The sequence below is a fragment of the Geobacillus sp. WSUCF1 genome, from assembly GCF_000422025.1.
GTDB lineage: Bacteria > Bacillota > Bacilli > Bacillales > Anoxybacillaceae > Geobacillus > Geobacillus zalihae.
The window spans coordinates 14,720-28,688 of record NZ_ATCO01000071.1 but is presented as its reverse complement, the minus strand read 5'-3'; the positions used below and the strand labels follow the sequence as shown (position 1 = coordinate 28,688).

Annotated in this window: 16 protein-coding genes; 12 read left to right on the top strand and 4 right to left on the bottom strand. The window is 53.0% G+C overall.

The features are described 5' to 3' along the window. Nucleotides 1-50 precede the first annotated feature (50 nt). On the bottom strand, nt 51-1,661 hold the full coding sequence (locus tag I656_RS08550; RefSeq protein WP_033005514.1) for a methyl-accepting chemotaxis protein: 1,611 nt from the start codon (nt 1,659-1,661) through the stop codon (nt 51-53). A gap of 140 nt (nt 1,662-1,801) precedes the next feature. Here I656_RS08550 and I656_RS08555 point away from each other — a divergent pair, with 140 nt between their 5' ends. The 8 genes from I656_RS08555 to I656_RS08590 all read left to right on the top strand — a co-directional run bounded on the left by I656_RS08555 (nt 1,802) and on the right by I656_RS08590 (nt 8,851). Beyond that, complete coding sequence (locus tag I656_RS08555) at nt 1,802-3,316, top strand: spore germination protein (RefSeq protein ID WP_033005511.1); 1,515 nt, start codon at nt 1,802-1,804, stop codon at nt 3,314-3,316. 11 nt (nt 3,317-3,327) lie between these two features. Then, nucleotides 3,328-4,413 (top strand): Ger(x)C family spore germination protein, encoded by a 1,086-nt coding sequence (locus tag I656_RS08560; RefSeq protein WP_033005509.1) that lies wholly within the window; start codon nt 3,328-3,330, stop codon nt 4,411-4,413. Between the two features lie 26 nt (nt 4,414-4,439). Beyond that, entirely contained in the window at nt 4,440-5,552 is a 1,113-nt protein-coding gene (locus tag I656_RS08565; RefSeq protein WP_020754935.1) for a GerAB/ArcD/ProY family transporter, read from the top strand. Nucleotides 5,553-5,724: 172 nt separating this feature from the next. Then, on the top strand, nt 5,725-6,396 hold the full coding sequence (gene queC / locus I656_RS08570; protein ID WP_033005527.1) for a 7-cyano-7-deazaguanine synthase QueC: 672 nt from the start codon (nt 5,725-5,727) through the stop codon (nt 6,394-6,396). Then, entirely contained in the window at nt 6,393-6,830 is a 438-nt protein-coding gene (gene queD, locus I656_RS08575; RefSeq protein WP_015374273.1) for a 6-carboxytetrahydropterin synthase QueD, read from the top strand. Before queC ends, queD begins: the two co-directional genes overlap by 4 nt. Then, entirely contained in the window at nt 6,830-7,564 is a 735-nt protein-coding gene (gene queE / locus I656_RS08580; protein ID WP_015374274.1) for a 7-carboxy-7-deazaguanine synthase QueE, read from the top strand. Before queD ends, queE begins: the two co-directional genes overlap by 1 nt. Before the next feature lie 52 nt (nt 7,565-7,616). Continuing rightward, nucleotides 7,617-8,114, top strand: coding sequence for a preQ(1) synthase (gene queF / locus I656_RS08585; protein ID WP_015374275.1), 498 nt, complete (start codon nt 7,617-7,619; stop codon nt 8,112-8,114). A gap of 53 nt (nt 8,115-8,167) precedes the next feature. Next, nucleotides 8,168-8,851, top strand: coding sequence for an NAD(P)H-binding protein (locus I656_RS08590; protein ID WP_020754933.1), 684 nt, complete (start codon nt 8,168-8,170; stop codon nt 8,849-8,851). A gap of 32 nt (nt 8,852-8,883) precedes the next feature. Here the strand turns inward: I656_RS08590 and I656_RS0115460 are convergent, their stop codons facing one another. The 3 genes from I656_RS0115460 to I656_RS08600 all read right to left on the bottom strand — a co-directional run bounded on the left by I656_RS0115460 (nt 8,884) and on the right by I656_RS08600 (nt 10,276). Then, a complete protein-coding gene (locus I656_RS0115460) occupies nt 8,884-9,063 on the bottom strand; it encodes a DUF2187 family protein (protein WP_033005507.1) in 180 nt (59 codons plus the stop codon). A 233-nt stretch (nt 9,064-9,296) separates the two neighbouring features. Next, complete coding sequence (locus I656_RS08595; protein ID WP_013145941.1) at nt 9,297-9,881, bottom strand: cell wall hydrolase; 585 nt, start codon at nt 9,879-9,881, stop codon at nt 9,297-9,299. 200 nt (nt 9,882-10,081) lie between these two features. Next, a complete protein-coding gene (locus I656_RS08600) occupies nt 10,082-10,276 on the bottom strand; it encodes a hypothetical protein (RefSeq protein ID WP_015374277.1) in 195 nt (64 codons plus the stop codon). Nucleotides 10,277-10,447: 171 nt separating this feature from the next. On the opposite strand from I656_RS08600, the gene I656_RS08605 reads away from it, so the two are divergent. The 4 genes from I656_RS08605 to I656_RS08620 all read left to right on the top strand — a co-directional run bounded on the left by I656_RS08605 (nt 10,448) and on the right by I656_RS08620 (nt 13,801). Further along, complete coding sequence (locus tag I656_RS08605; protein WP_033005505.1) at nt 10,448-11,122, top strand: hypothetical protein; 675 nt, start codon at nt 10,448-10,450, stop codon at nt 11,120-11,122. A gap of 269 nt (nt 11,123-11,391) precedes the next feature. Next, entirely contained in the window at nt 11,392-12,141 is a 750-nt protein-coding gene (locus I656_RS08610) for an SDR family NAD(P)-dependent oxidoreductase (protein ID WP_013523280.1), read from the top strand. A gap of 65 nt (nt 12,142-12,206) precedes the next feature. Then, complete coding sequence (locus I656_RS08615; protein ID WP_011230486.1) at nt 12,207-12,452, top strand: YueH family protein; 246 nt, start codon at nt 12,207-12,209, stop codon at nt 12,450-12,452. Nucleotides 12,453-12,508: 56 nt separating this feature from the next. After that, nucleotides 12,509-13,801, top strand: coding sequence for an ATP-binding protein (locus tag I656_RS08620; RefSeq protein ID WP_020754927.1), 1,293 nt, complete (start codon nt 12,509-12,511; stop codon nt 13,799-13,801). The last annotated feature ends 168 nt before the right edge of the window (nt 13,802-13,969 follow it).

Genomic DNA, 13,969 nt, shown 5'->3' with positions numbered 1-13,969 from the left:
TTCGTTCCCCAAAGTTTTTTGGTGAAGGGGGACGAAAGGGCTTCGTTTCGTTATGAGTGGAAGCGGGCGATCATGTTTTCTAAATCGCGCGCTGCTGCAGCCAACGTGTCGGCTTCCCGCGCCAACTGGTGAAGGGCGAGCGTCTGTTGCTCAAGCCCCGCCGCCGTTTCTTGCACCATGTTTGAAAAATCGGCGGCGACGGTGCGTACGTCTTCCATCAGTCCGCCGAGCTGCTCGCCGTCGGCGGTGATGTCGTTGACATATGATTCGTTTTGCTGAAGCAAGTCGTTCAGCTGGGCGAACATGCCTTGAAACGATGTGAACGTTTCCCCTGTTTTCCAAAGAGAGTCTTTCGTTTTTTCGACGTGGCGGCCACTTCCTTGCATCGCATGCACGGCTTCTTTGAGCGCGTTCGTCATGGCGTCGAGCGAGGCGAAAATTTCAGCGGCGAAGGCGTTTGTATCTTCGGCAAGCTTCCGGACTTCTTGGGCGACGATGGAAAAGCCGCGGCCCGCTTCACCCGCCCGCGCCGCTTCGATCGAGGCGTTGAGGGCGAGCAAGTTCGTTTGCTTGGCGATCGTGCGAATGGCGGCGATCATCTCATGAACGCGCGCCGCTTCATTGGCTGCTTTGTCGATGAGGGCAGTCATTTCGCCGATGCCGCGCTGCATCGCGTCCATGTTTGTTTTCGTTTCCTCAATGAGGCGGATGCCTTCTGCTGCTGACGACCAAGCGTCGCCCGCTTGCCGTACGACGCGTTCAACGGCGGCCCGCATGAGTTGCACGCGTTCCACCATCTGCCCGATGACGTCACCCGCTTGTTCGACGGCGGTCGTTTGTTGTTTCGCCCCTTCGCGGAACGTTTCGACGGCGGCGGCGATTTCGTCAAACGATTCAGAGAGGCGGCGCATTTCCATCTGCTGTTCAACGCTCACATCATGCACCGTTTTGGCCGCTTTGCCAAGCTCATGGATGATCGTGCGGATGCCGAGAATCATTTTGTTGATTTCGTAGGCGATTTGATGAAATTCATTCCGTTTTCCCGTCGTTTTCACTTCTGTCTGCAATTGGCCTGAGGAGACGGTGCGGGCGACGCTGTACCAATGGCGAAGCTCGGCGGCAATGGCCCGATGCCAGGCGGCGCCAAGCCCAAGCCCAGCGAGAGCGGCGCACAGCGCGGCCAAAACGGGCGGCGCCCCTGCGATGGAAGCGGCCAGCCCAACGGCTGCGGGCGCAATGGCGACGCTTGCTAACACCCATTGCAAATACGGGCGGTGCATGAGCCGCCCCATCCGCAAATTGAACCGCTTTCCGCCTGGCTCCGTCCAAAACGGGCAGCTGGCGTCAATCAGCACCTCGCCCGTATCGCGTTCGTACACTTGCAAGAGCGGTTCATTCGTGCGGGCGGCAGCCAGCCCGACTGGGTCGGCAAACACCCTTCCCTCGCGGAGGCGGTTCGTATGGACAACTCCGTATCCGCTTTCATCGACAAGAACAAAATATTCATCATGGCCAAGCTGTTCATCCAACAAGGCGCGGATGCGGTCGAGCTGCTCTTCAAGCGGACGCGTTCGGTCGATCATCTTTCGCAGCGCTTCCGCCGTTTCTGTCACTTTTTTCAACGCTCGTTTCGACCGACGCTGTTTCGTCAGTTCGCTCATAGACGATTCTCCTTTTTTCATTTGTCTATTTTCAATAATATATAGAAGATTTTGTCGAATCAATAGGATGAAAGGGGGATGCATAAAAATATCGATCGATTGGAAGACTATGCCGTAAACGGAAAGGCGAGGGGATGTTCGTGGGTTTATTCTCATTTTGGAAAAAAAAGAAAAAACGCCCCCCTCAGCGGCCCATTTCGCAGCTTTGGGAAACGCTGCGGCAATCGAGCGATTTTGTCGAAGTGTCGTTTGTTGTGGGAGGTAAGGAGCTGTCGATTTATTATTTTGATTCACTCGTCGATCCGCAAGTGCTGCAAGAGCGGATTCTTTGCCATTTGCAAAACGACATTCCAAACCATCCAACTGTCCGTTTGGAAGACTTGCAGCAAATCGTGCCGATTCAGCGCATTGAAGTGAGCGAAGACACGGCGCTGATTGAAGAGAAGGTGCTGAAAGGGTTTGTCGCTGTCACATTCCGCGAGCAACCGAACAAAGCGGCGCTCATGGGCGCCGCGGCTGAAAATTTGGGGCTTCGGGAAAACAATGATTCGGAAAACGAATTCAGCGTCGTTGGGCCCAAAGTCGGATTTGTGGAAAATGTCGGCGTCAACTTGCATCTCATCCGCCGGCAAGTGGTGACGCCAAATCTTGTCTTTCGGGAAATGTCGATCGGTTCGATGTCGAAAACGAAAGTGGTCATCGCCTACATCGACGGTGTCGCTAATCCGGAAGTCATTCAAACGGTGACGCAGCGGCTTGAGTCCATTCATTTTGACGTCGTGTTTGACAACGCGATTTTGGATCAGCTGCTCGCGGACAATTCGCGGACACCGTTTCCTCTTTTTATCTCGACCGAGCGGATCGACCGGGCCATTTATGCGCTTGTGTCGGGGCAGGTGGCCATTTTTTGCGACGGCTCCCCGTATGCCGTGATTGGCCCCGCCGCTCTCTTCGATTTTTTTACGTCGCCGGAAGACTATTATTTGCCATGGGTGCTCGGCACGTTTTTCCGGCTCATCCGGTTTTTCGGCGTTGCGTTCTCGGTGTTAGCGTCGCCGATTTATGTGGCGGTGCTGACGTATCATTATGAAATGATTCCCGAAGACTTGCTCGGTCCGATCATTTATTCCCGCTCGAACGTGCCATTTCCGCCGATGCTCGAGGTGCTGTTTTTGGAAATTACGATTGAGCTGTTGCGCGAGGCCGGGGCGCGGCTGCCGACGAAAGTCGCACAAACGCTCGGGATTGTCGGCGGGATTGTCATCGGGCAAGCAACCGTTGATGCCGGGCTGACGAGTACGATTTTGTTGATTGTCGTCGCGTTGGCGGCGCTCGCTTCGTTTACAACGCCGATTTTCAAAATGTCCAACACGATTCGGTTCATCCGGTTTCCATTTATTTTGTTTGCCGCTTTCTGGGGCGGGATCGGCATTATCTTTGCCGTCTGCGGGCTGCTCATTCATTTAGGGCGGCTGCAGTCGTTTGGTTATCCGTATTTGCTGCCGTTTTATCCATTTCGTGTTCGCAGCTTCCGCGATACATTCATTCGTTCGCCATACAGTGAAACGGCGGAGCGGCCGATGTTTCTTCGTCCGCGGTCGCGGGTTCGTTACGATCCGAATGCGGCGAAGCAAAAACGCGATATTGATGAGTAAGGGGGATCGTGATGAGGCGTGGGCTTCTATGGCTCGGTGCGCTGCTGTTGCTTGGCGGCTGCGTCAGTTCGCGGCCGATTGATGAAATTCAAATTATTCAACAGATGGGGTATGATTTCGAGAACGGCCGCTACACGGGCACTGCGGTGTACCCGACGTTTAAGCAAGGGCCGATGACAAAGCCGAATGTGCTGACGACGACGTCGCCGACGGTCTACGACTTGATTCCGCGCCTGTCATCGAAATCCGCGCTGCCGGTTGAGGAAGGGCAGCTGCGCTTGATTTTGTTCGGCAAGGAGTTTGCTCGGCGGGGGGTGACGCAAATTACGCACAGCCTCGCGCGCAACAACAAAGTCGGCAGTCATTTGCTGCTTGGCGTAGCGGAAGAAAGCGCGAAGGAGCTGCTGAAAATCACGGCGAAAACGACGCTGAGCGATACGTTGTATTTGCCGAATCTGGTGGAGCAGAATGAGCAGTCGATGAACTTGCCGAAAACGAATTTGCACTTGTTTTTGTATCGCTATTTTTCCCCGGGGAGCGACCCTTTTTTGCCGTATTTTGAAAAAAAAGGAGATTTCGTCAAGCTTGAAGGGGTCGCGTTGTTTCGCGACGACCAATATGTCGGGCATGTGAGTTTGCGTGATTCGTTTTTAATGAAAATTTTGCTTGGAGAAACGAAAAACGGCGTCTACCAGCTGAAGGTTGGGAATCGCGGGAAACAGGGCGAGGATCGGGTGATGCTGCAAAACTTATGGGCGAAGTCGAAATATGAATGGAAGCGTGATGGAAGCCGCCATGTGCTTGATGTGTTCGTCCATATCCATGCGTCGGTGCGGGATTACCCGTCATGGCTCGATCAGCCGGGTCAAGATTTGTTTGCTGATGTGAAGAAAAAAATGCAAAACGAATTGGAGCATAATATGCGTCGGTTATTCCGTTATTTTCAGAAAAAACGGATTGACCCGCTCGGCATCGGCGATTTTGTTCGCAGTGTGACAAGACATTGGGATTCCGACGCGTTTTACCGTGAATACCCGGATCTAGACATCCGCCCGCACGTCACGGTGGATATCGTCCATACCGGCATTGGCGAATAAGACGGGGAACATGAGGAGGGATTAGGATGAAGCAGGCCATTCAGGAACGGTTTCTCATCTCCCCGTTTCTTGTGTTTTTTGTCATTCATGCTACGCAAGTTGGGGTCGGGGCACTCAATTTTCAGCGTCCACTGATGAAAGAGGCGGGGCAGGATGCCTGGATGGCAGTCTTAATGGCCGGGCTGGCGGCGCACGTGTTGATTTGGCTGATGTATCGGCTGCTGTCGCATTTGCCATCAGGCGGAGACCTCGTGTCGCTTCATGAACAGTACTTCGGGCGGTGGATCGGCGGGGTGCTGAGCCTTGGACTTCTTTTTTACTACGCGTTGGCGGCGTTTATGGTGCTTCAATCATACATTGAAATCATTAAAGTATGGGTGTTCCCGTTGATGGGGGCGTGGCAGTTCAGCCTTATGTTTTTGCTGCTGACGTATTACGCCGTCTCCGGCGGGTTTCGCGTCGTTGTCGGCTTATGCGTTTGGGGGGTGGTGACTCCGCTGTTGACGATTTTTCCGATGGTTTTCTTTCCGCTTGAGTATGCTCAATACCGGAATTTATTGCCGGTGTTCGACCATTCGTTTGGGCAATTGGCAAAAGCATCGAAAGAGATGGTGCTGCAATATTTAGGGTTTGAAATGCTGCTGATGTATTACCCGTTTTTAAAACAGGCTCCGTCCTCGCAAAAGTGGGCGCATGCGGCCAACGCATTTACGATGTTCATTTATTTTGTTTTGATCCTTATTTCCATCGTGTTTTATAACAAAGAGCAAATTCAGCATATTACATGGCCGACGCTGACGCTGGCCAAAATTCCGGAAGTGCCGTTTATCGAGCGGATGGAGTATATTGTCATCTCGATTTATGTGCTCGTTGTGTTCCCGATCATCGCGGTCTCTATTTGGGCGGCGACGCGCGTGATCGAACAGCTGTTCGCTGTTCAGCAGCGCCGTTCGCTTCCCGTGTTGCTCGCTTGCTTATTTGTCGGGACGCTGTTTTTCCAAGAGAAGACAGATATTGAGCAGTTGACGGAATGGACAGCGAAGGCAGGGTTTTATCTTGTCGCGGTGTATGTTCCGCTCCTGTATGTGTATGTATGGACAGCGGAAAAAGTGAAAAAGACGCTACAACAAAAGCCATAAGTATGGTATAGTAAAGAAGAAAAACAGAAGAATCGCAATTCCGTACGCTTGTACGGGAGAGGTTTCTAGCAAAACCCTCTATAAAAAACTAGGGACGGCTGTATCCTAGGGGTATGGCCTTTTTTGTTTTGGAAACCTCTTCTGCTGCTGATTCAGAAGGAGGTTGATCATGATGAAGATGAATGAAGAAAAGGCGGTCGTTGTCTTCAGCGGCGGCCAAGACAGCACGACGTGTTTGGTTTGGGCGAAAGAGCAGTTTGGGGAAGTGGAAGCGGTGACGTTTGACTATGGGCAGCGTCATCGCCGCGAAATTGAAGTCGCTCAGGCAATTGCCGCTGAGCTTGGCGTTCGTCATACGGTGCTCGATATGTCGCTGCTTGGGCAATTGGCGCCGAACGCCCTAACGCGCCGGGACATCGCCATTGAACAAAAGGAAGGCGAGCTGCCGACGACATTTGTGGACGGGCGCAATTTGTTGTTTTTATCATTCGCCGCGGTGTTTGCCAAACAGCGGGGCGCGCGCCATCTCGTCACCGGAGTGTGCGAAACAGATTTCAGCGGCTATCCGGACTGCCGCGATGTGTTTATCAAATCATTGAACGTCACGCTGAATTTAGCGATGGATTACGAATTTGTCATTCATACGCCGCTCATGTGGCTGACGAAAGCGGAGACGTGGAAGCTCGCGGATGAGCTCGGGGCGCTCGAGTTCATTCGCACGAAGACGCTGACGTGCTATAACGGCATCATCGCCGACGGCTGCGGCGAATGTCCGGCATGCTTGCTGCGCAAGCGCGGGTTGGATGAATATTTGCGGGAAAAAGCGGGGGTGGAGCGGCCATGATGCACCAGCTTTATCCGCAAGTGATGCACCCTTACCGCTATGAGCTGAACAAAGATATGCACATCGCCGCCGCCCATTTCATCCCGCACGAAGCGGCCGGGAGCTGCGCCAACGTGCACGGCCACACGTACATCGTCAATGTGACGATTGCTGGCGATGAGCTCGATGAAAGCGGATTTTTGGTCAATTTTCAAACGATCAAACAGCTTGTGCATGGAAAGCTGGATCATACGTTGCTCAATGACCATAGCGATTGGTTTGACGGTCATGACCCGAATCGGTTTCCGACGACGGAAGTGGTGGCGCGCACGATTTATGAAACGATTCAGCGCTATTTGGATACGCTGCCGCACAAGCCGACATGTTTGCAAGTGTTTGTCCGCGAAACGCCGACAAGTTATGTCGTCTACCGGCCGAAAGCGGGGGAGCGGTAATGGCGCGCACGATTCCGGTGCTAGAGATTTTTGGTCCGACCATCCAAGGAGAGGGAATGGTGATCGGCCAAAAGACGATGTTCGTCCGCACAGCCGGCTGCGATTATCGCTGCCGCTGGTGCGATTCGGCGTTTACGTGGGACGGATCAGCGAAAGACGAGATCGAGCAGTTGACGGCAGACGACATTTGGCGGCGGCTTGAAGCCATGGGCGGCCGCCGCTTCCGCCACGTGACGATTTCAGGCGGCAACCCGCTTCTGATTGCGGCTCTTGGGGAGCTCATCGCGCTTCTTCATGAAAAAGGGATGCGGGTTGCGGTTGAAACGCAAGGGAGCCGTTGGCAGGATTGGCTGCTTGACATTGACGATGTCACCCTTTCCCCGAAGCCGCCAAGCTCGGGGATGGACACCGACTGGTCGGCGCTCGATCAAATCATGGAACGGCTGCAGGCTGACCAAAGCCGGGTGCGGCGCATCAGCTTGAAAGTCGTCGTCTTTGATGACGCCGATTTGGCGTATGCGAAAGAGGTGCACTGCCGCTACCCAGGTGTTCCGTTTTATTTGCAGACAGGAAACGCCGATGTGGCCGATTCGGATGTGGATGCACTCCGCGCGAAGCTTCTCAGTCGGTTGGAATGGCTCGTGGAACAAGCCGCCGATTCGGAAGAGCTGGCAGACGTCCACATCCTGCCGCAGCTGCACACGCTTCTTTGGGGAAACAAGCGCGGCGTGTAAAGCGGGGTGCGGCGATTCGCCCGGCAATGAATAATGAGGGAGGAATGAAGGAATGGCAGGAAGAAAAGAGGAAGAATTGAAAGACTTGACGCTGCTTGGCAATCAAGGGACAACGTATTCGTTTACGTACAACCCCAATCTTCTTGAAGTGTTTGACAACAAACATCCTGACCGGGATTATTTCGTGAAGTTCAATTGTCCGGAGTTCACCTCGCTATGTCCCAAAACCGGGCAGCCGGACTTCGCGACGATTTACATCAGCTACATCCCGGACAAAAAATGCGTCGAAAGCAAATCGTTGAAGCTGTATTTGTTCAGCTTCCGCAATCATGGCGACTTTCACGAAGACTGCGTCAACATCATTATGAACGATTTGATTAAAGTCATGGAACCGCGCTATATCGAAGTGTGGGGCAAATTCACCCCGCGCGGCGGCATTTCCATCGATCCGTACTGCAATTGGGGGCGCCCGGGGACAAAATACGAAAAAATAGCGGAATACCGGCTGCTCAACCACGACTTGTATCCAGAAAAAGTCGACAACCGCTAAACTACAAAAAAGAGGTAGTTTTTTCGCCAACACTCCTATATAATGGACAGTGAATGTTTGCCTTGGAGGTTTTGGCGTTGGAGCGAAGAACAGCTCTTTTGCTTGGGGCGAGCGGCTTGGTCGGCGGGGAACTGCTCAAGTTGCTGCTTGAGTCGGATTTGTACCGGCAAGTGACCATTTTTGTCCGCACCCCGCTGCCGATTAAACATGAAAAACTGCAGCAAGTCGTCGCCGATTTTGCGCGGCTTGAATCGTATGAGCGGCATTTTTATGTCGATGATGTGTTTTGCTGCCTCGGAACGACGCGGAAAAAGGCGAAAACGAAGCAGCAGTTCATTCAAGTTGACTATGAATATACGCTGCGCGCGGCGGCGTTGGCGGAAAAGTGCCGCGTGAAAAGCTTTTTGACCGTCTCTTCGGTTGGCGCCAACCCGTGTTCGCCGTTTTTTTACCAGCGCGTCAAAGGAGAGGTGGAAGAGGCGTTGCAGCGGCTTTCCATCCCATCGCTTCATATTTTCCGTCCATCGTTGCTCGTCGGCAAGCGTCGGGAGTTCCGCCTTGGCGAGATGCTCGCCGGGTGGCTGTTATGCCGGCTGCCGTTTTTGTTCGTCGGCAAATGGAAAAAATATAAGCCGGTTGACGCCCATCAGCTTGCTTTGGCGATGTTTTACCGGGCGGCGTCCGCAGCGAACGGCGTCCACATCTATGAATGTGATGAACTCGCCCGCATTTCGTAAACAAAAAAGAGGCTCTTGACGGCCTCTTTTTTCTATTCAATAATCTTATAATTTTTATGGTTGACCACCGTCCGCTCTTGCAAATCAAGCTCGCGGTAGTTTTTCATATATGTCAAATCGACGATGACCGAGTTTTCGTTCACTTTTTCCACGATGCCGCGCAATCCATTTTTAAATTCAATAATGTCCCCGACTTTTGCTTTTTTCACCATTCTATCATTCCCCTTTTTAAACCGAATATAGTCGTCGGCGGCTAAAACGGGCGTGATCGGCCGAAAAGGCGGCCGGCCGGTGCGCCCTGGCCGTTGTGCCCGCTCTTTATAAAAAGGAGCAGGCGCTTTTTTACTAGTTTGCCTTATTTTTATGCACAAGTAAAGGGGTTTCTTTCCTAAAATCTGATATTTTAAAAAAAAAACAAGGGGCGAAGCCGTCCCCTTGTTTTCGTCTACTTGGCAAACACATGGTTGCCGATGACGACGGTCACCGGACGGGAGCGCAGCCATTTGCTTTTCGCCGTTTTCGGATTGTAGAAATAGAGCGAGCCGTTTCCTAAACCGCGAAAAGCAAGTGCTTCTTCAACGGCGCGGTATGATTCACGGTCGGCCGGTTCGTTGATCGATCCGTTTGCGACCGGCGTGAATGCATAATGGCCGCCAGAGCGCTCATAAATGACGGCGCGGATCGTATCCGGAAAATCCGGATGGTCGACGCGGTTGAGCACGACCGTTGCCACGGCCACTTTCCCGGCGTACGGTTCCCCTTTCGCCTCGGCATGGACGAGGCGAGCGAGCAAATCTTTCTCTGCCGCCGTGATGCCGGCATCAGGGATGACGAGTTTTTCACCAGGATATAGCCAATCGCCTTTGCGATTTGTCTGCTGCAGTTGTTTCAGCGGCACACCGTATTGTTTCGCGATTTTCCAAAGCGTGTCGCCGCGCTTGACGGTGTGGATTGTCGCCGCATCGGCATGGCCGGCAAAGAAAAATATGCCGCACAACATAGCCGTCACCCATGCTTTTGCTTGTTTCATCCACATCCCTCCTTTTGTCTTGCAAACTCGCTACTAGAGTAACAAGGATCACGCGATGAGTCATTATCGAAATGATGGAAAAAACGCGCGAGGCATTGAAATGACTAGTTTCATAGAGAGGGATGGAAAATTCTCCGTGAGCAAAAACACCCGGCTTCCAGGACGGAAAGCCGGGTGTGAAGCCATGGGAAGAGGGGCTTTTAGTTGCGCGGAGCATCCATATAGTGGTAAATAACATGACCGCCGCGCTGGGCGATGCCGCGAAATCGTTTGAAGTCGGGCTGTTTGACAAGCACGGCACGAAAAACAGGGAAGTCCTCTTTTTTCACCAACAGTTCGGAGATGATTCCGTTGCGCAATTCATCGATTTGCTTGGCCGCCAGTGCTTCATCCATCGCATGTCCCCCCAAGCGTTGATTCGGCATCGTCACCGTTATTTATCGTATCACAGACGCCTGTTGGGTTAAATACCTATATTTTGGCCGGGCAAACACCCTTTGCTTGTTCCGACATACAATATGGGTGGGTACGCGCCCCGAGAATATAAGCAAGAAAGGGAGAGAACAATGAATCATTGGGATCCGTATATGAATGGTCCGTTTTCAACCTCTTCCGGCCATGACAATGAAGCCGGGTGGATGGAGAATAACGTGCCGCCGATGGCTCCGCTATCGGCAACGACGCCAAATGAAGCGACGCCGACTCAAGTGATGCCGATGGCGTATTATCCGCCGGCAACGCCTTATGGCTATTGGTGTCCACCGGTTGCGCCGCCAGTGCCGCTTGTCAGTCCGGTCCATCTTGACAGTCCAGACAGTCCGGACAGCTCCGATATGATGCTGCCGGCGCCGCCGCTCGGTTTAGGAGCCGGGCCGAATATGGCCCATGCTTCCGTTTGGCCGATGGGTGGGAAAGAAAACACGCCGCCGATGACGCCTGATGACGCCGCTATTCCGTATGGCATGACGGCCCCATATGCAGAAAACGTCCCCCCGGCTGGCAGCACGGCTCCCGTGGCCGTTCCTGGCACGCTGTCTGGAATGGCTACTGGTGCAACACCAGGTTTCGTTCCTGGCGCACATCCGTATGCGCCGCTGTACTATCCACCGATGGCGCCGCAGCCGTATGCCCCGGTGATGCCGTATGGCTATGGCTATCCTGCCGCGCCGCTGCCTCCATATTATGGCGGAGGAACCCCGTATGCGCCTGGCTTTCCAATCTCGTATGGCCCCTATCGGTAAGATGCCAAAAAAGACCGCCGAATGGCGGTCTTTTTCACATCTCGGGCCGAGAAAATCCTCACTTCCATGCATGAGCGCAAGTGGGGGATGAATCGGTATCTTTCCTCATCCACCTTTCTCTTGCATCAAAAGAACGAAAGGTATAAAATGGTCATGAATAGAACAAACGTTCCTTATCGTAGGAGGGAAGGTCATGCATAAAGCCTACCTCTTTCGGTTGGATCCCACCCGAAAGCAAACGGAGCAAAGGAAGGGAGAAGAGATTGTACATGAGCATGGAACAGAAAACAGCCATTGTCACCGGTGGAGCGAATGGGATCGGCAAGGCGATCGCTAGAGCATTCGCAAAACAGGGAGCGAACGTCGTGATCATCGACCGCGATATTCAAAACGGTGAAGCGTTCGCCGCGCAATTGCAGTCGGACGGGTTCAAGGCGATCTTTGTGGCAGCGGATGTGCGGAAGGTGGACGATATTGAACGGTTTGTACAAGAAGCTGCCGGCCGCTTCGGCCGCATTGACTATTTGATCAACAATGCTGGCGTCTCACGCTGGAAGTCGCCGTATGAGCTGACGGTTGAGGAGTGGGATGACGTGCTGTCAACGAATTTGCGCAGCGCTTTTTTTGCTTCTCGAGAAGCAGCGAAATATATGCGCCGCAATGCAAAAGGCGGAGCCATCGTCAACATTGCCTCGACAAGGGCGCTCATGTCCGAGCCGAATTCCGAGGCGTACGCTGCATCGAAAGGCGGCCTTGTCGCTTTGACCCATGCGCTGGCGGTGTCGTTTGCGGATGATCGCATTCGCGTCAATTGCATCAGCCCCGGTTGGATTGAAACGGGCGATTATGGGCAACTGCGAGACATTGACCACCGGCAGCACCCGGCCGGCCGCGTCGGCAAACCGGACGATATCGCCCGCGCTTGTCTGTATTTATGCGATGAGGAAAACGATTTTATCACCGGGGTCAATTTGGTCATCGACGGGGGAATGACAAGGAAAATGATTTATATTGAGTAGGGAGCGGGCGTTTGTTAAAATAAACAAAATGGGGACGGCTTGAAAGGAAAAGGTGGGACGGAAAAATGAAAATCCGCAAAACGCCGGTGATGGACGGACAAGCTCCGGCTAATGTCTACATTTACGAAAATCGAAAAGAAGAATATATCGTGATTGCCATTCCGGCGCTTGAGTGGTCATTTTCGTTCGCCTATGAGGAAGAGGCGGAGGCGGTGGCCGAGCGGCTTGAGGCATCGCTAAAAAAGCGGCTTGACCATGAGCGCGCCGCCCTCTTGGCCGTGCGGTTGCTCGGCTGGGCGCGGGAAATGTAGCCTAGAGGGCGACCGTGGCCGCCAGCGACTTTGCATGTTAGGGGTTCGATGACAACGTGGTCAACAAAACAAAAGTAATCGCAGTATATATCATAGGCAGCATTTTATGGATTGCCGCCACCGACACCCTGCTCAATATGCTGTCGATCAGCCGCGCTGTATATATGGCGCTTGGCGCCGCCAAAGGGGCCGTGTTTATTTTGCTCTCGGCTATTTTTTTTGTACCAGCTGTTAAAAAACGCGAGCAGCTGGAAAAGATCGAAGAAAATGAACAACAGCTGCTTACGCTCATCAATTCGATGCCCGATTTCGTTTGCTTTAAAGACAGCGAGGGTCGATGGCTGCGCGTCAACGATTTCGGACAGCGGCTTTATCATCTCGAGCGTATCGACTATGTCGGGAAAACCGATCGTGAACTTGGCGAGCTGGTGCCGTTTTTTAAGGACGCTTTCGAGCAGTGCATCGAATCGGACCGCGAAGCATGGAAAAGCGGAACGGTCACCCGCCGCGAGGAGTCGTTTGCGACGCCGGATGGGGAAGTGAAGACGTTTGACGTCATTAAAGTGCCGCTCTTTGACGAAAACGGAGCGCGCAAAGGGCTGCTGACGATCGGCCGCGACATTACCCAGCAAAAGCTTGCCGAGGAGCTGCTCTTGAAAAAAGAAAAGCTGTCCGTCCTTGGCGAGCTGGCCGCCGGCATTGCCCATGAAATCCGCAATCCGCTCACCTCCATGAAAGGATTTATTCAGATGATGCAAGAAACGCGCGAAGTGAATGATCATTATATGCGCATTATGTTAAGTGAACTCGGCCGCATCAACCAAATTGTGAGCGAGCTGCTGGTGCTCGCCAAGCCGCAAAGCCACGATTATCGGCCGTTTTTGCTAGACGAGGCCATTTCGTATGTCATCAGCTTGATTGGCCATGAGGCGACGTTGAACAACGTTTCCATTTCCGTCCATAACACCGCTCCGAAAGCTTGTGTGTACGGCGATCAAAACCAAATTGTTCAAGTGTTGTTGAACGTTATGAAAAATGCCATCGAAGCGATGCCTGATGGCGGAATTTTATACGTCCACGTTGCGGAAGCGGACGGGAAGATCTATGTCGATGTTGCCGACACCGGCGTCGGCATTTCGAAAGAGCGGCTGCAGAAAATCGGTGAACCGTTTTTCACTTTGAAAGAAAAAGGAATGGGGCTCGGGCTGACGACAAGCATGAAAATCGTTCAAGAACATAAAGGAACGATGCGGATCGAAAGCGAGGTTGGGAAGGGAACGACTGTTCATTTGACGTTTCCGTCCGGCGGCGTCAAAGCCGCAAACGGCCGGCAAAATGCGCTGTCATAACAACAGGCGTCCACGCAGAGCGAGGATGTCTGTTTTTTTTTTTGGGCTAACGGCTCAATCGATGGCTGATAGGCAGCCGAGTTGCATGGCAGGCAGAGGCCGATGCTTTGCGGATCATCATAGGCCCTGTCGGTGCACAGCGCGTTTTGGTTCGTAAAATTTCTCTTT